This is a genomic window from Streptomyces sp., assembly GCF_036566765.1.
Classification (GTDB): domain Bacteria; phylum Actinomycetota; class Actinomycetes; order Streptomycetales; family Streptomycetaceae; genus Streptomyces.
In genome coordinates, this window is sequence record NZ_DATCVQ010000100.1 from 1 (window position 1) to 14,837 (window position 14,837).

Annotated in this window: 18 protein-coding genes; 11 read left to right on the forward strand and 7 right to left on the reverse strand. The window is 73.8% G+C overall.

The window, feature by feature from the left end; genetic code table 11:
• The 5 genes from VIU94_RS05575 to VIU94_RS05595 form a co-directional block, all read left to right on the forward strand.
• Window positions 1-942, forward strand: a 942-nt coding sequence (locus VIU94_RS05575; protein ID WP_331908151.1) for a pseudouridine synthase, incomplete at its 5' end; no start/stop codon positions are given.
• 274 nt (window positions 943-1,216) lie between these two features.
• On the forward strand, window positions 1,217-2,236 hold the full coding sequence (locus VIU94_RS05580; RefSeq protein WP_331908153.1) for an AAA family ATPase: 1,020 nt from the start codon (window positions 1,217-1,219) through the stop codon (window positions 2,234-2,236).
• The gene (locus tag VIU94_RS05585; RefSeq protein WP_331908155.1) at window positions 2,233-2,976 is read left to right on the forward strand and encodes an NUDIX hydrolase; all 744 of its coding nucleotides are present in this window, start codon (window positions 2,233-2,235) and stop codon (window positions 2,974-2,976) included. The genes VIU94_RS05580 and VIU94_RS05585 overlap by 4 nt, the downstream gene beginning before the upstream one ends.
• Window positions 2,973-4,004 (forward strand): ADP-ribosylglycohydrolase family protein, encoded by a 1,032-nt coding sequence (locus VIU94_RS05590; RefSeq protein WP_331908157.1) that lies wholly within the window; start codon window positions 2,973-2,975, stop codon window positions 4,002-4,004. Before VIU94_RS05585 ends, VIU94_RS05590 begins: the two co-directional genes overlap by 4 nt.
• Window positions 4,005-4,032: 28 nt before the next feature.
• Window positions 4,033-4,824 (forward strand): nucleotidyltransferase domain-containing protein, encoded by a 792-nt coding sequence (locus VIU94_RS05595; protein ID WP_331908159.1) that lies wholly within the window; start codon window positions 4,033-4,035, stop codon window positions 4,822-4,824.
• Here the strand turns inward: VIU94_RS05595 and VIU94_RS05600 are convergent.
• The 3 genes from VIU94_RS05600 to VIU94_RS05610 are packed head-to-tail and all read right to left on the reverse strand — an operon-like array spanning window position 4,804 to window position 6,400.
• Window positions 4,804-5,493, reverse strand: coding sequence for a nucleotidyltransferase domain-containing protein (locus tag VIU94_RS05600; protein WP_331908161.1), 690 nt, complete (start codon window positions 5,491-5,493; stop codon window positions 4,804-4,806). The genes VIU94_RS05595 and VIU94_RS05600 overlap by 21 nt on opposite strands.
• Before the next feature lie 21 nt (window positions 5,494-5,514).
• Complete coding sequence (locus VIU94_RS05605; protein WP_331908163.1) at window positions 5,515-6,018, reverse strand: Rieske (2Fe-2S) protein; 504 nt, start codon at window positions 6,016-6,018, stop codon at window positions 5,515-5,517.
• A gap of 46 nt (window positions 6,019-6,064) precedes the next feature.
• Entirely contained in the window at window positions 6,065-6,400 is a 336-nt protein-coding gene (locus tag VIU94_RS05610) for a DUF952 domain-containing protein (protein ID WP_331908165.1), read from the reverse strand.
• A 187-nt stretch (window positions 6,401-6,587) separates the two neighbouring features.
• Here VIU94_RS05610 and aroH point away from each other — a divergent pair, with 187 nt between their 5' ends.
• The 5 genes from aroH to der all read left to right on the forward strand — a co-directional run bounded on the left by aroH (window position 6,588) and on the right by der (window position 11,163).
• Window positions 6,588-6,950 (forward strand): chorismate mutase, encoded by a 363-nt coding sequence (aroH, locus tag VIU94_RS05615; protein ID WP_331908167.1) that lies wholly within the window; start codon window positions 6,588-6,590, stop codon window positions 6,948-6,950.
• Window positions 6,947-8,035 (forward strand): prephenate dehydrogenase, encoded by a 1,089-nt coding sequence (locus VIU94_RS05620; RefSeq protein ID WP_331908169.1) that lies wholly within the window; start codon window positions 6,947-6,949, stop codon window positions 8,033-8,035. The genes aroH and VIU94_RS05620 overlap by 4 nt, the downstream gene beginning before the upstream one ends.
• A gap of 257 nt (window positions 8,036-8,292) precedes the next feature.
• Window positions 8,293-9,003 (forward strand): (d)CMP kinase, encoded by a 711-nt coding sequence (gene cmk / locus VIU94_RS05625; protein ID WP_331908171.1) that lies wholly within the window; start codon window positions 8,293-8,295, stop codon window positions 9,001-9,003.
• A 53-nt stretch (window positions 9,004-9,056) separates the two neighbouring features.
• Entirely contained in the window at window positions 9,057-9,644 is a 588-nt protein-coding gene (locus tag VIU94_RS05630; protein WP_331908183.1) for a lysophospholipid acyltransferase family protein, read from the forward strand.
• Window positions 9,645-9,714: 70 nt separating this feature from the next.
• On the forward strand, window positions 9,715-11,163 hold the full coding sequence (gene der / locus VIU94_RS05635; protein WP_331908173.1) for a ribosome biogenesis GTPase Der: 1,449 nt from the start codon (window positions 9,715-9,717) through the stop codon (window positions 11,161-11,163).
• Window positions 11,164-11,254: 91 nt separating this feature from the next.
• Here der and VIU94_RS44620 read toward each other — a convergent pair whose 3' ends face one another.
• A complete protein-coding gene (locus tag VIU94_RS44620; RefSeq protein ID WP_414720892.1) occupies window positions 11,255-11,482 on the reverse strand; it encodes a hypothetical protein in 228 nt (75 codons plus the stop codon).
• Window positions 11,483-11,661: 179 nt separating this feature from the next.
• Window positions 11,662-12,444, reverse strand: a complete 783-nt coding sequence (locus tag VIU94_RS05645; protein WP_331908175.1) for a DUF8842 C-terminal domain-containing protein — start codon at window positions 12,442-12,444, stop codon at window positions 11,662-11,664.
• Window positions 12,445-12,726: 282 nt separating this feature from the next.
• On the opposite strand from VIU94_RS05645, the gene VIU94_RS05650 reads away from it, so the two are divergent.
• Complete coding sequence (locus VIU94_RS05650; protein ID WP_331908177.1) at window positions 12,727-13,299, forward strand: transglycosylase family protein; 573 nt, start codon at window positions 12,727-12,729, stop codon at window positions 13,297-13,299.
• Here VIU94_RS05650 and VIU94_RS05655 read toward each other — a convergent pair.
• Together VIU94_RS05655 and VIU94_RS05660 are read right to left on the reverse strand one after the other, a co-directional pair.
• Complete coding sequence (locus VIU94_RS05655) at window positions 13,271-13,951, reverse strand: ATP-binding cassette domain-containing protein (RefSeq protein WP_331908179.1); 681 nt, start codon at window positions 13,949-13,951, stop codon at window positions 13,271-13,273. The genes VIU94_RS05650 and VIU94_RS05655 overlap by 29 nt on opposite strands.
• Window positions 13,948-14,837, reverse strand: an 890-nt coding sequence (locus VIU94_RS05660; protein WP_331908181.1) for an ABC transporter ATP-binding protein, incomplete at its 5' end; no start/stop codon positions are given. The genes VIU94_RS05660 and VIU94_RS05655, both read right to left, overlap by 4 nt.

Here is a 14,837-nt window from a genome sequence, read left to right on the forward strand (position 1 = left end):
TCCGAGGGCCCGAAGAAGGGTCGCGGCACGGCGGCCCGCGGCGGTGCCAAGGGCGGCCCCAAGGCCCCCCAGGGCGGCACCCCGCCCCGTCGCGGCCCGCACGGGCAGCGGCAGGCCCCGGCCCGCTCGCGCGAACTCGACGCCACGATCGAGCAGCGCAACCGGGACCGGTACGCGGGCCGGCCGGAGATCAAGACCCCCAAGACCTTCCCCGGCGCCGAGCAGGAGGGCGAGCGGCTGCAGAAGGTGCTCGCCCGCGCCGGCATGGGCTCGCGCCGCGCCTGCGAGGAGCTCATCGAGCAGGCCCGCGTCGAGGTCAACGGCGAGATCGTGCTCGAGCAGGGCAAGCGTGTCCAGCCGAGCGACGAGATCAAGGTGGACGGCCTGACCGTCGCCACCCAGTCGTACCTGTTCTTCGCGCTGAACAAGCCCGCCGGCGTCGTCTCCACGATGGAGGACCCGGACGGCCGCCAGTGCCTCGGCGACTACGTCACCAACCGTGAGACCCGGCTCTTCCACGTCGGCCGGCTGGACACCGAGACCGAGGGCATCATCCTGCTCACCAACCACGGCGAGCTGGCGCACCGCCTCACGCACCCGAAGTACGGCGTGAAGAAGACCTACCTGGCCGCCATCACCGGCCCGCTGCCGCGCGAGGTCGGCAAGCGGCTCAAGGACGGCATCGAGCTGGAGGACGGGTACGTGCGCGCGGACCACTTCCGCGTCGTCGAGCAGATCGGCAAGAACTACCTGGTCGAGGTGCAGCTGCACGAGGGCCGCAAGCACATCGTGCGGCGCATGCTCGCCGAGGCCGGCTTCCCGGTCGAGAAGCTCGTCCGCACCGCGTTCGGACCGATCGCGCTGGGCGACCAGAAGTCGGGCTGGCTGCGGCGGCTGACGAACACCGAGGTCGGCATGCTGATGAAGGAGGTCGGCCTGTAGGCCGACCGCCCCGCGACAGCGAAGGAGCCCGTGACCGCCACCCGGCGGTCACGGGCTCCTTCGTCTGTGCGGGTTCCTAGGTGCGGGTTCGTACGTGCGGGCTCATAGGTGTGGGTTCGCACTTGTGGGCGAACGCCTGCGCCCTTTATAGTCAAGGTGACTCTTAAAGAGCTCGGTGTGTCGTGCGATGCCGGGCCGTCTGGACCCACGGGGGTGGATCAGACGGCGCCCGGCAGCACGGCGCCCGAAGGGCACTGGGGCGGAGGTGTCGGGCATGAAGCGCTACGGGCACGGGCTGGTCCTGGGGAGGTTCTGTCCGCCGCACGCCGGCCACCACCACCTCGTCCGCACCGCCCGCGACCGCTGCGAGCGGCTCACCGTCCTCGTCTGCGGCTCCGCGCCCGATCCGCTCGGCCTCGACGCCCGGGTCTCCTGGCTGCGCGACGTGCACCCGGACGTGCGGGTCGTCGGCGCGGACACGGCCGCCCCGTCCCAGGCGCCCGTGGCCGTTCTCAGAGCCCTTGTACCGGAGCGGATCGACGCGGTCTTCAGCTCGGAGCCGTACGGGGACGAGCTCGGCCGGCGGCTCGGCGCGGAGGCTGTCTGCGTGGACCCCGGGCGCAGCGTGTTCCCGGTCTCCGGCTCCGCCGTGCGCAAGGACCCGGTGGGCTGGTGGGACTTCCTGGAGCCGCCCGTGCGGGCCGCACTGACCCGGCGGGTCGTCGTGCTCGGCGCGGAGTCCACCGGCGCCACCACGCTGGCCCTGGCCCTCGCCGACCACTACCGGCGGCGCGGCGGGGTGTGGGCGCGCACCCGGTGCGTACCGGACTACGCGCAGGAGTACCGGGGCCGGCGGCCCGTGCGGGAGCTGCGCTCGGAGGAGTACCCGCTGATCGCGGGCGGCCAGGCCGAGGGCGAGGAGGCGGCGGCCCGGACCGGTTCGCCGGTGCTCTTCTGCGACGCGGACGCGTTCACCGCGACGATCCGGCACGAGCGGTACATGGGCGGGCCCAGCGAGGAGACGGCCCGGGTCGCGGCGCGCGGCCGCCAGCACCTGTGGCTGCTCACGGACCACCGGGGCGTACGAGAGGCGGATCCGCCCTCGGACGACCGCGCCTCGGACCGGGCCGTGCTGCGGGCCTGGACGACCGCGCGGATGCTCACGCAGCTCGCGCACACCGGGCGGCGGACCGTCGTGCTCACCGGGCCGCACGAGGAGCGGCTGGCGACCGCCGTCGCCGCCGTGGACGACCTGCTGGCCGAGGGCTGGCACCTGACCCCGGAGATCCCATGAGCACCGCCCGGGCGCCCGAGGGCTACGACCCGTACGCCTTCGCGCCCTTCGCCGTCACCGTCGACCTCGCCGTCCTGACCGTCCGCGAGCAGCGGCTGCACGTGCTGCTCGTCGAGCGCGGGCAGGAGCCGTACGCGGGGGCCTGGGCGCTGCCCGGCGGGTTCGTGCTGCCCCGGGAGTCCTCCGAGCAGGCCGCGCGGCGCGAACTCGCCGAGGAGACCGGTCTGTCGGACGCGACGGTCGCGGGGCTGCACCTGGAGCAGCTGCGGACGTACAGCGAGCCGGACCGGGACCCGAGGATGCGGGTGGTGTCGGTCGCGTACACCGCGCTCGTGCCGGACGACCTGCCGGAGCCGCGCGGCGGCGGCGACGCGGCGCAGGCGCGCTGGCTGGCGTACGGGGCGCACGGACCGCTCGCCTTCGACCACGACCAGATCCTCGCCGACGCCCGCGAACGGGTCGGCGCCAAGCTCGAGTACACGTGTCTCGCGACCGCCTTCTGCCCGCCCGAGTTCACGCTCGGCGAGCTGCGGGAGGTGTACGAGACGGTCTGGGGCGTCGAGCTGGACCGCCCCAATTTCCGGCGCAAGGTCCTCGCCACGCCCGGATTCGTCCGGGCCGTGGAGGGACCGCCGCGCCTCACCGGCGGACGGGGGAAACCGGCCGCTCTGTACAAGGCGGGGAGCGCGACCGCGCTGCACCCGCCCTTGCTGCGACCGGAAGGACGGTCATCCACGTGATCAGTTCACGGACCATCACCAAGCAGGCCGCCACGGGAACGCTGGTCGGCCTGGCGCTCGGAGACGCCCTCGGCTTCCCGACCGAGTTCAACGACGTGCCGGCGATCCTCGCCAAGTGCGGGCCCTGGCGGCAGATGGAGCTGCCCGGGGGACGCGGCAAGGCGTACGTCACCGACGACACCCAGATGACGCTGGCGGTCGCGCGGGGCCTGCGCACAGCCGTGGACCGGGGTGTTCTGGCCCCGCTGCAACTCGTCCGTCCGCTGCGGGACGAGTTCGTCTCCTGGTACCACTCCCCGGACAACAACCGCGCGCCCGGCCGCACCTGCATGGTCGCCTGCCGGCTGCTCGACGGTGACCGGCCCTGGGCGGAGGCCAGCCAGATCGGCTCCAAGGGCTGCGGGGCCAACATGCGGGTCGCGCCGGTCGGCCTGGTGCCGGGCCTGAGCGACGAGCAGCGGGCGGGCGCGGCGCAGCTCCAGTCGGCGCTGACGCACGGGCATCCGACGGCCCTGGCCGCCTCGGACCTGACGGCCCGCGCGGTGTATCTGCTCACGCAGGGCGCGGAGCCGCTGGGCCTGGTCGGCCGGCTGCGCTCGTACGCGTACGAGAACCGCTCCCGCTACCACCACAAGTGGCTCGGCGACCTGTGGACCCGCTCGCACGACGCGACGCCGGAGTCCTTCATCGAGCGCGGCTGGGACGAATGCCTGGCGGTCCTGGAGAAGCTCGTGGAGGTGCTGCGCACGGCCGACCCGGAGGTCGACCCGTGCGAGTACACCGGCGACGGCTGGATCGCCGAGGAGTCCCTCGCGACGGCCCTGCTCTGCTTCCTCCTCTTCCCCGAGGACCCGGTCACCGCCCTGCGCCGCGCCGCCTGCACCCGAGGCGACTCGGACTCCCTCGCCTGCCTCACCGGCGCCTTCGCCGGCGCCCACCTGGGCGCGGGCGCCTGGCCGAAGGAATGGGCCGAACGCATCGAATACCGCAGCGAACTCCTCACCCTGGGCGCTCTTTGGGACGCCTGAGAAAGTCCCTCTCTGGGACGCTTGCCCCATGACGACCGCTCTCAGCGCCGCGCTCGGCCCCGACGTGGATGCCTCCGGCCTCCTCGACGTCGTGGCCGAGCAGCCCGATCCCCTGATCTTCGCCACCGTCTCGGGTGCGCATCTGTACGGCTTCCCCTCCCGGGACTCGGACGTGGACCTGAGGGGAGTCCACCTGCTGCCGGTGACCGCGCTGATCGGACTGCGCGAGCCGGAGGAGACCCGGACCCGAGGGGGGTACCTCCCTGGCGGCGTCGAGATGGACCTCGTCACGCACGACCTGCGCAAGTTCGTCCGGCTGATGCTGCGGCGCAACGGATACGTCCTCGAGCAGCTGCTGTCCCCACTGGTGGCGCACACCTCGGACGCGCACGCGGAGCTGGTCGCCCTCGCGCCCGCGGTGCTCACCAGCCAACACGCGCACCACTACCGGGGGTTCGCCGGCACGCAGTGGCGGCTCTTCGAGAAGACGGATGAGCTGAAGCCGCTGCTCTACACCTTCCGCGCGCTGCTCACCGGCATTCACCTGATGCGGTCCGGCGAGGTCCAGGCGCACTTGCCGACGCTCCTCGGGGAGGTGCCCGAGGCTCCCGGCTACCTCCCCGAGCTCATCGAGGCGAAGGCGGCGGCCGAACACGGGGCCGCGGACGTGTCCGTGGAGCGGGTCAAGGACGACGTGGAGGCGCTGCACGCCGTTCTGGACGAGGCCCAGGCGGGGTCGGCGCTCGCAGACGCGGCCGGTGGGCTGGACGCGCTGCACGACTTCGTCGTGCGTACGCGGCTAGACGTGGCTCAGGGCTGACGCGCGGCGGGCGTGGGCGAGGAAGGTCTCGATGCGGGCGGCGTCGGGGGATTCGGGGAGGGGGGAGTGGGCGGCGGCGGTGTCCGACTCGTCGTGGAGGCGGGTCATCCAGGACTCGATCTCGGGCCAGGGGACCTCGCCGCGCTTGACCGCGAGGAGGCGGTCGCGGTTCGGGCCCGCGTCCAGGTCGAGGGCGCCGGTGCGCAGGAGGTCGCGGCAGCTGGTCAGCAGGCGCAGCAGGTGCATCGCGTGCTTCCAGCGCGGGGCGCCGTACTGGCGGACGTCGGCGTCGAGCTTGCGGCGCTGGCCCGCCGCGTAGCCGACGAAGGTCCGGTGGACCCGGCGGGAGAGGAACGCCCCGCGCAGCGCGAGCAGCTCGCGGCCGGTGTCGTCGACGTGCTCGACGATCGGGGAGTGCAGGCACTCCAGGATGTTCGGATTGGCGCGCAGAGCCAGTTCGCAGAAGCGTTCCAGCTCCCAGCTGAACTCCTCCTCGCGCGGGCCGTCCACATGCGCCGGCGGCTTGTCGAAGCGCCAGAACAGCGGCGTCGGGGCCAGGAAGACGCCACGGCGGTCGGTGTCGCTGCCCTCGGTCGCCAGACCGAAGGCACGCGACCCCATGACGCAGGAGTAGATCGTGTGGTCGCGCACCAGTTCCTCGGGGGTCATGCGCGACAGGGTAGCGCCGGGTCAATCCAGCGTGATCGTCTCCCCCGAGACGGTGATCTGCTCGGCCGGGAGCGGCCGGGGCGCCGGGCCCGCGGCCACCGAGCCGTCGGCGATGCGGTACTTCGAGCCGTGGCAGGGACAGTCGATCGTGCCGTTCGCGACCTTGTTGACCGTGCAGCCCTGGTGGGTGCAGATCGCCGAGAAGGCCTTGAACTCGCCGGCCTCGGGCTGGGTGACGACGACCTTGCGGTCCGCGAAGACCGTGCCGCCGCCCACCGGGATGTCGGACGTGCGCGCCAGTTCGCCGGCCTTGGGCGTCGGGGCGGTGGTCGGACCCGTGGGCAGGTCGGTGGGCGACGGCTTCGACGTCGGCGCGGCCGTCGTCTGCGGGGCCTTCGTCGGGCTCGCCGTCGCAGCCCCGCCGTCCGAGTCGCCGTCCGAGCCGCAGCCCGTCGCCGCCAGCGCGGCGAACGAGCCCGCACCGGCCATCAGCACGGTACGGCGGGGTGTGGGTTCTGAAGTCATGGCGTACAGCTTGGTCCCGCGCCACTCGGGCGCCCCCGCAACACGCCTAGACCCAGGGCGTCAGCTCCCTCGCACGGCCGTCCGGGTCCCGCCGCACCTCCAGCAGCGCGGTCACCGCCGAGCGCTCGATCGGCCCGTACACATGAGGGAAGAGCATGTCCTCCGAGCCCTCCCAGCGGACCTCCGCCGACAGCCGCGACGCGTCCAGGACCAGTACGAGCAGCGGCCCCGGCACGTCCCGGTAGTGCGCGTCGGCGATCGCCAGCGCCGTCGGCTCGTCCGGCGAGCAGTGCACGAAGCCCTCGGCGGCGAGCGAGGGCGGGGCGTAGGCGGCGTCCGGGGCGGCGGACCATTCGTCCAGGGGTACGACATGCAGCAGCATGCCGACCTTTCTACCCCGTCCGGCCCGGGGCACGTCCCGCGCTCCCGGAACCCCGGGTGGCGGAGCGCACAGGTTCGCGTGAGATTGGGCGTGTTCCGCCGCCCGTCTCGGAGAGCGGTCGGCGCGGCTTCCGCCCCGGCGGGCTGACTAGGCTGATCGGAGCATTCGAAGACCGAAGGAGCACGACGTGGCGGTACGAGCCGTCCGAGGCGCGGTCCAGCTGGACCGCGACGACGCCGGACACATGGACGAGCAGGTCGGAGAGCTGCTCACCGCCGTCCTGGAGCGCAACGGGCTGACCGCCGACGACCTGATCAGCATCTGGTTCACGGCCACGCCCGACCTGCACAGCGACTTCCCGGCCGCCGCGGCCCGCCGGATCGGCATCGTCGACGTGCCCCTCATCTGCGCCCAGGAGCTCGACATCGCGGGCGCGATGCCCCGCGTCGTCCGGCTCCTCGCCCATGTCGAGTCCGACCTGCCCAAGTCCCGGATCGCGCACGTCTACCTCGGCGCCGCGGCCGCTCTGCGCAAGGACATCGCCCAGTGAGAACCGCCCTCGTCATCGGAACCGGGCTGATCGGCACCTCCGCCGCGCTCGCCCTCGCAGGCCGGGGCGTCACCGTCCACCTCGTCGACCACGACCCGGCCCGGGCCCGTACAGCCGCCGCGCTCGGCGCGGGCACGGACGAGCCGGCCGAGGGCCGGGTCGACCTCGCGATCGTCGCCGTGCCGCCGGCCCACGTGGCCGCCACGCTCGCCGGCGCGATGCGCGCCGGCGTCGCGCGCGGCTACCTCGACGTGGCCAGCGTCAAGGGCGGGCCGCGGCGGGAGCTGGAGGAGCTGGGGCTCGACCTGTCCGCGTACATCGGCTCGCACCCGATGTCCGGCAAGGAGCGCTCCGGGCCGCTGGCGGCCAGCGCGGACCTCTTCGAGGGCCGGCCGTGGGTGCTCACGCCGACCCGCGACACCGAGACCGAGGTCCTGAACCTCGCGCTCGAGCTGGTCGCGCTCTGCCGCGCCGTGCCCGTCGTCATGGACGCGGACGCGCACGACCGCGCGGTCGCGCTCGTCTCGCACACCCCGCAGCTGGTCTCCTCGATGGTCGCGGCGCGGCTGGAGAGCGCGGACGAGACGGCGGTACGGCTGTGCGGGCAGGGGATCCGCGACGTGACCCGGATCGCCGCGTCCGATCCGCGGATGTGGGTGGAGATCCTCTCCGCCAACCCGGGGCCGGTCGCGGACGTGCTGGCCGGGGTCGCGGCGGACCTGGAGGAGACGGTACGGGCGCTGCGCGCGCTGCAGTCCTCCGACGAGGAGAAGCGGCGCGGCGGCGCGACGGGCGTCGAGGACGTGCTGCGCCGCGGCAACGCGGGCCGCGCGCGGGTCCCCGGCAAGCACGGGGCGGCGCCCGCGCAGTACGAGACGGTCGCGGTGCTCATCAGCGACCAGCCGGGCGAGCTGGCCCGCATCTTCGCCGACGCGGGCCGCGCGGGCGTCAACATCGAGGACGTCCGCATCGAACACGCGACGGGGCAGCAGGCGGGTCTCGTCCAGCTGATGGTGGAACCGTCGGCGGCGGGGGTCTTGGGAGCGGCTCTGAGGGACCGGGGCTGGTCGCTGCGCACGGCGTAGGCCTTGGGAGCGGGCACTTCCCGGGCGTCCCCGTGCGGGCAGTCGCCCCGCCGCCCGCCCACCCCCGTGTGGGCAGTCGTCCCGCCGCCCGCCCACCCCGTGTGGGCATTCGTCCCTCCCCCAGACGAAATCTGGGGGAGGAACGACTGCCCACAACGGGGGAGGCGGGAGACCGCGCGGCCGAATGGGTGGCTGTGAGTCGGTAACCTTGTGGTGGTCCCCTGCGTCCGCCGGGGCCGTCCCCTGCCATCAGGAAGGTGCCCCACACCGTGGAATCCGTGATCGTCGCCATCGACGGGCCCTCCGGCACGGGCAAGTCCAGCACCTCGAAGGCGGTCGCCGCCAAGCTCGGGCTGCGTTACCTGGACACCGGCGCCCAGTACCGGGCGATCACCTGGTGGATGATCACCAACGACGTGGACGTCGAGGACGCGCAGGCCGTCGCCACCGCCGCCGCCAAGCCCGTGATCGTCTCCGGCACCGACCCCGCCGCGCCCACGATCACCGTCGACGGGCTCGACGCCGCCGCCCCGATCCGTACCCAGGAGGTCACCTCCCGGGTCAGCGCGGTCAGCGCCGTACCGGAGGTCCGCGCCCTCATCACCGACCTGCAGCGCACCATCGCCGCCCAGGCGGACGGCGGCATCGTCGTCGAGGGCCGCGACATCGGCACCACCGTGCTGCCCGACGCCCACCTCAAGATCTTCCTCACCGCGTCCCCCGAGGCCCGCGCCGCCCGCCGCTCCGGCGAGCTCAAGGGCGTCGACGTGCACGCCACCAAGGAAGCCCTGATCAAGCGGGACGCGGCGGACTCCAGCCGCAAGACCTCCCCGCTCGCCAAGGCGGACGACGCCGTCGAGGTCGACACCACCGACCTCACCCTGGACCAGGTCATCGAGTGCGTCGTCACCCTGGTGGAGGAGCGCCGCGCGACCGTGAGCATCGCGAAGCGGGCGGCCGCCCAGTGACCCAGCCCTCCGAGAAGGGCGCCGCCGTCGGCCGTCGCATCGGCATCGGTCTGATGTACGGGCTGTGGAAGCCGCGCGTCCTCGGCGCCTGGCGGGTACCCGCCTCCGGGCCCGTGATCTTCGCGGTCAACCACGCGCACAACATCGACGGCCCCATGCTCATGGGCACCGCCCCGCGGCCCGTGCACTTCCTGATCAAGAAGGAGGCGTTCGTCGGCCCCCTGGGGCGCTTCCTCGAAGGCATCGGGCAGCTCAAGGTGGACCGCACGACCGCCGACCGCGCCGCCATAGCCAACGCCCTCGCGGTACTGGAGCACGGCGGCGTCCTCGGGATCTTCCCCGAGGGCACCCGGGGCGAGGGCGACTTCGCGTCGCTCCGCGCCGGCCTCGCGTACTTCGCCGTCCGCAGCGGCGCGCCGATCGTCCCCGTCGCGGTGCTGGGAAGCACCGAGAAGCCCGGACGGTTGGTCAAGGTGCTGCCCCGATTCCGCAGCGGCGTCGACGTCGTCTTCGGCGACGCCTTCCAGGCGGGCGACGGCAGCGGGCGGCGCACCCGCAAGGCGCTGGACGACGCCACCGTACGCATCCAGGAGCAGCTCACCGCGCACCTGAAAAACGCCAGGCGTCTCACCGGGCGCTGAGCGAGACTCTCAGTAGTGGGCCCCGCAGCCCGGGGACCCACCGACCACGAATGATCAAGGAACGGACTTCATGAACGACCAGCACGACCACGGGGCACTTGGCGACGCCGAGTACGCGGAGTTCATGGAGCTCGCCGCGGGAGAAGGCTTCGACCTGGAGGACGTCGAGGGCGCGATCGAGGAAGCCGGGCACGGCCCGCTCCCCGTCCTCGCCGTCGTCGGCCGCCCCAATGTCGGCAAGTCGACCCTGGTGAACCGGATCATCGGCCGCCGCGAGGCGGTCGTCGAGGACAAGCCGGGCGTCACCCGCGACCGCGTCACCTACGAGGCCGAATGGGCCGGCCGCCGCTTCAAGGTCGTCGACACCGGCGGCTGGGAGCAGGACGTCCTCGGCATCGACGCCTCCGTCGCCGCCCAGGCCGAGTACGCCATCGAGGCCGCCGACGCCTGTGTCTTCGTCGTGGACGCCACCGTCGGCGCCACCGACACCGACGAGGCCGTCGTCAAGCTGCTGCGCCGCGCCGGCAAGCCCGTCGTGCTCTGCGCCAACAAGGTCGACGGCCCCTCCGGCGAGGCCGACGCCACCGCCCTGTGGTCGCTCGGCCTCGGCGAGCCGTACCCCGTCTCCTCGCTGCACGGCCGCGGCACCGGCGACATGCTGGACGCCGTCCTGGAGGCCCTGCCCGAGGCCCCCGCCCAGACCTTCGGCAACGCGATCGGCGGCCCCCGCCGCATCGCCCTCATCGGCCGCCCGAACGTCGGCAAGTCCTCGCTCCTGAACAAGGTCGCCAACGAGGACCGGGTCGTCGTCAACGAGATGGCCGGCACCACCCGCGACCCGGTCGACGAGCTGATCGAGCTCGGCGGCAAGACCTGGAAGTTCGTGGACACCGCGGGCATCCGCAAGAAGGTCCACCTCCAGGAGGGCGCGGACTACTACGCCTCCCTGCGCACCGCCGCCGCGGTCGAGAAGGCCGAGGTCGCCGTCGTCCTCATCGACACCACCGACAACATCTCGGTCCAGGACCAGCGGATCATCACGATGGCCGTCGAGTCCGGCCGCGCGCTCGTCATCGCCTACAACAAGTGGGACGAGCTCGACGAGGAGCGCCGGTACTACCTCGAGCGCGAGATCGAGACCGAGATGCAGCAGGTCGCCTGGGCCCCCCGGGTCAACGTCTCCGCGAAGACCGGCCGCCACATGGACAAGCTCGTCCCGGCGATCGAGACCGCGCTGGAGAGCTGGGAGACCCGCATCCCCACCGGCCGCCTGAACGCCTTCCTGGGCGAGCTGGTCGCCGCCCACCCGCACCCGATCCGCGGCGGCAAGCAGCCCCGCATCCTCTTCGGCACGCAGGCGGGCACCAAGCCGCCCCGGTTCGTCCTCTTCGCCTCCGGCTTCCTGGAGGCCGGCTACCGCCGCTTCGTCGAGCGCCGGCTGCGCGAGGAGTTCGGCTTCGAGGGCACCCCGATCCACATCTCGGTGCGGGTGCGCGAGAAGCGCGGCAAGAAGAAGTGAGCTGAGCGCGCGGGCATGAAGCGCGCGCAGGCATGAACGGAGGGCCGGGGCTGTGTGCCCCGGCCCTCCATTCGTACGGCGTCCCGTCCGGTCACAGTCCCCGGCGCGGGCTCGGCGGCAGGGCCGCCTGCCATGCCCGGGGGTACGTGAACCCGAGCCCGCTGCCGTACCCGCTCGAACCGAAGGTCCGGAAGCTCAGATCCTCCTCGCCGCTCCGGTCGCCCGGAAGCGCCCGGAAGGACCGGAGGTACTCCGAGTACAGCGCGTCGTAGATCGGAGTCTGCGACGGCTCGGCCGCTCCCTCCCGCGCCGGGCGCATGGCAGGGATCGGGCTCTGGTACGGCTGGGGGGAGGGATCGTATGCGTGCACGTAGGTGCCAACGACCCCGCCGTCCGTCGGATGCGGGCGGCTCTCCGAAAGGGGAGCCCGCCGGGGGCGCGGGACGGACGGCGCCCCCGGTACGTACGCCGGTCCTATGCCCGGGCGCACGTCCGCCATCAGGTGCCGGCCAGCGGCATCGCGGCGGCCACCAGGCGGCCGTTGACCGCGGCCTTCTCCAGCGCGTCGCGCAGCAGGTCCTCGCGCGGCTGCTGGCCGATCGAGCCGACCGGGGCGGCGAACACCAGCACCGTGTGCGACTTGTTGGCCGCCGCCCGCCAGCCCTCGGTCACCTGGAGCGGCTGGTGGGCCTGCCACCAGGCCACCTGGCCGGTGCCGCCGGTGCCCGGCTGGAGCACCGAGTGCAGCTGGCCCATGGCCACCAGGACGGACCAGCCCGGCAGCGGGGCCGGCTTCAGGTCGAGGTCCGCGACGGGCCGGAAGCCCTGCTCCATCAGCAGCGGCAGGAACTCGTCGCTGGTGCCGCCCGAGCCGGGCCGGGCGACCGGCGCGGTCGGCTCGACGACGAGCGCGGGGTGCAGCTCGCCCTGGATCAGGACGAGACCGCTGGTGACGCCGAGGACGGCCTGCTCCGGGTTTGCGGCCGACAGCGCGTCCGCCGCGTCCGTGGCGGTGATGGAGCGGACCGCGCCCTGCAGCTGGTCCTCCGCGACCTGGACGACCTGGGAGGGGATGCAGGTGGCGTGGGCGAAGGCGAGCACGGCGGTCTCGTCGCCGACGAACAGCACGGTGCTCGTGCGCTCCTGCTCGGAGTCGCCCGGCGTCCGGCAGGAGGTGCAGTCGTAGCTGCCCGGGGCGTTCTCGCCGGCGAGCAGCCGGTCGGCTTCTTCGTCGCCGATCTCGGCGCGTACGTCCTCGCTGACGTCGAGCATGCGCGGCACGGGGGACTCCCTGGACTCGGTACGTGCGACGCCGGGCGGATCCCGGTTCGTCTCATGCCGAGTTCAACGGGCGATGCGCGGCCGGAGTCACGCGGCAAATGCCGCGCGTTGCGGTCGGCTGCGCGGGTACGGGGCGTCCGGCCCGTACCCGGACGCGCGGGTACGGGGCCCGCGGCCCGTACCGTCCCGGATCCGACGGGCCATCGGCCGACCGGGTGGGGTCGGCACGCGGTCCGCGCGGCGGCGCGGCCGTGCCGGGGGAGCGGTCCTTAGCGTGACCCGATGTCGAAGATCCGATTTTGTGCGGTCGGCGGTCGCCGCGCCGCCCTGCTCGCGGCCGGCGCCCTGCTCACCGGGGTGTGCGCCGCCCCGGCCGCCGCGGCTGCCGTGCCCGCCGCCCCTGCCGCGCCCGCCAAGGCGTCCTGCGTCAACGACCAGTGGCCGTGGGGCTGCGTCGCCGACTGCGAGAGCGGCGGCGACTGGCACATCAACACCGGCAACGGCTTCTACGGCGGGCTGCAGTTCTGGCAGCCGACCTGGGAGGAGCACGGCGGACTGAAATACGCGAGACGTGCCGACCTCGCCACCCGCGCCCAGCAGATCAAGGTCGCGGAGGAGGTGCTGCGCACCCAGGGCTGGAAGGCCTGGCCGGTCTGCTCCAAGCGGTACGGGCTCAGCGGGCGGGTGCACACCGTGCAGCCCGGCGACACGCTCACGTCCATCGCCCGGCGGTTCGCGATCAAGGGCGGCTGGCAGGCGCTCTACGAGGCCAACCGGAAGGTGATCGGGGCGGACCCGAACCGGGTGAGGACCGGTGCGATGCTGCTCATCTCGATTCCCGCGTCGAAGAGGTGAGTTCGGGGGGCTCCCCGCTGAACACGAGGGAGCCCCTTCGCAGTTCGTGGACGAGCGTGCCGCGGGGCAGCCCGCCGGGCGGCGGCAGCCGCTGCTCGGCGAGGACGACGGCCGCCCCGCCGCGCGTCGCGAGCTTTGCGAGCAGTCCGTACGTGCGGGCCGCCACCGGCGGGGACATGCCCAGGGTCGGCTCGTCGACGAGGACGACGCGGGCGGCGGGCGTGAGCAGCGCTCGGGAGACGGCGAGCATCCGCCGCTCGCCGCCGGACAGCGTCCCGGCGCGACGGGCGAGCAGCGGTATGAGGGCGGGGTACGCGTCGAGGGCCTCGGCCGGGTCGCCGGGGGCGAGGGCCAGGTTCTCGGCGACGGTGAGGGTCGCGTACACGGCGCGCAGATCCGGTACGAGGCAGAGCCCGCGGCGGGCCCGCTCGTGGGCGGGCAACCGGGTCACGTCCGCGCCCCGCCACACGACACGGCCGGCGGAGAGCGGGACCGCGCCGGCGAGGGCGCGCAGGGCGGTGGTGCGGCCGGCGCCGTTGCGGCCCAGGAGGACCGTGACGGTCGCGGCGGGGACGGGCAGGTCGAGGCCGTGCAGGGCCTCCAGGGGGCCGTAGCGGACGCGGGCGGCGCGCAGCGCGATCTCGACGGTCATGACACGATCCGGCCCCCCTCCATGGTGTGCACGGTGTGGGCGATCCCGGCGACGAGATCGGGGTCGTGCTCGACGACGAGGATGGCGAGGCCGTCGGCGGCGAGCGCGGCCAGGATCCGGGCGAGGGCCTCGGCTTCGCCGGCGTCGAGCCCGGCGGCGGGCTCGTCGAGCAGCAGGGTGTGCGGCCGGCCGGCCAGGGCGCGGGCGAGCTCGACGCGGCGGAGCGTGCCGGTGGGGAGGCCGGCGGCGGGGCGGCGACGGACGGGGCCGGCGAGGCCGAAGAGGCGGAGGGCGAGGTCGGTGGCATCGTCGCCGGAGCGGTGCGCTCCGCCCTGTTCCGCGCCGATGCGGACGTTCTCCTCCACGGTGAGGGACGGGAAGACGGCGAGCTGCTGGAACGACCGGGCGATGCCGAGGCGGGTACGGGCGTGGGCGGGGCGGCGCGTGATGTCGACGCCGTCGAGCAGCACGCGCCCGGCGCGGGGCCGCAGGCTGCCGGCGAGACAGTCGAAGAGCGTGCTCTTCCCGGCCCCGTTGGGCCCCACGACCGCGGTCACCCGCCCGACCGGCAGCTCGATCCCGACGCCGTCGAGCGCGGTGACCCCTCCGGGGTAGGCGAGGCGCAGCTCGACGGCGCGGAGCCGGGGTCCGGGGGGCCGGCCTGCGGCCGGGCCCTGGTTCCCACCCGTACCGCCTGTGGGGGTGGGTGTGTCGGGTGCGGGTCCGCCAGTGGGTGGTTGGTCGCCGTCGGCGGCTGCGGGTGACCTGGCTCTTTCGGAGCCTGCTGCCGGGAGCCGCTGCGTCGGCTCCGCCGCCTGCCGCAGCGCCGCCGGGCCGCGCCGGAACGCCGACGCCCACTGCCGCGCCGCCTGGCTGCGCCAGAGTG

Bases quoted from the DNA above. Each gene is read 5' to 3' on its own strand.
- VIU94_RS05630 (WP_331908183.1), top strand. From the start codon at position 9,057: ATGTACGGGCTGTGGAAGCCGCGCGTCCTCGGCGCCTGGCGGGTACCC.
- VIU94_RS05595 (WP_331908159.1), top strand. From the start codon at position 4,033: ATGACGACCGCTCTCAGCGCCGCGCTCGGCCCCGACGTGGATGCCTCC.
- VIU94_RS05600 (WP_331908161.1), bottom strand. From the start codon at position 5,493: ATGACCCCCGAGGAACTGGTGCGCGACCACACGATCTACTCCTGCGTC.
- VIU94_RS05610 (WP_331908165.1), bottom strand. From the start codon at position 6,400: ATGCTGCTGCATGTCGTACCCCTGGACGAATGGTCCGCCGCCCCGGAC.
- der (WP_331908173.1), top strand. From the start codon at position 9,715: ATGAACGACCAGCACGACCACGGGGCACTTGGCGACGCCGAGTACGCG.
- VIU94_RS05655 (WP_331908179.1), bottom strand. From the start codon at position 13,951: ATGACCGTCGAGATCGCGCTGCGCGCCGCCCGCGTCCGCTACGGCCCC.
- VIU94_RS44620 (WP_414720892.1), bottom strand. From the start codon at position 11,482: ATGCGCCCGGCGCGGGAGGGAGCGGCCGAGCCGTCGCAGACTCCGATC.
- VIU94_RS05585 (WP_331908155.1), top strand. From the start codon at position 2,233: ATGAGCACCGCCCGGGCGCCCGAGGGCTACGACCCGTACGCCTTCGCG.
- VIU94_RS05580 (WP_331908153.1), top strand. From the start codon at position 1,217: ATGAAGCGCTACGGGCACGGGCTGGTCCTGGGGAGGTTCTGTCCGCCG.
- VIU94_RS05650 (WP_331908177.1), top strand. From the start codon at position 12,727: ATGTCGAAGATCCGATTTTGTGCGGTCGGCGGTCGCCGCGCCGCCCTG.
- VIU94_RS05605 (WP_331908163.1), bottom strand. From the start codon at position 6,018: ATGACTTCAGAACCCACACCCCGCCGTACCGTGCTGATGGCCGGTGCG.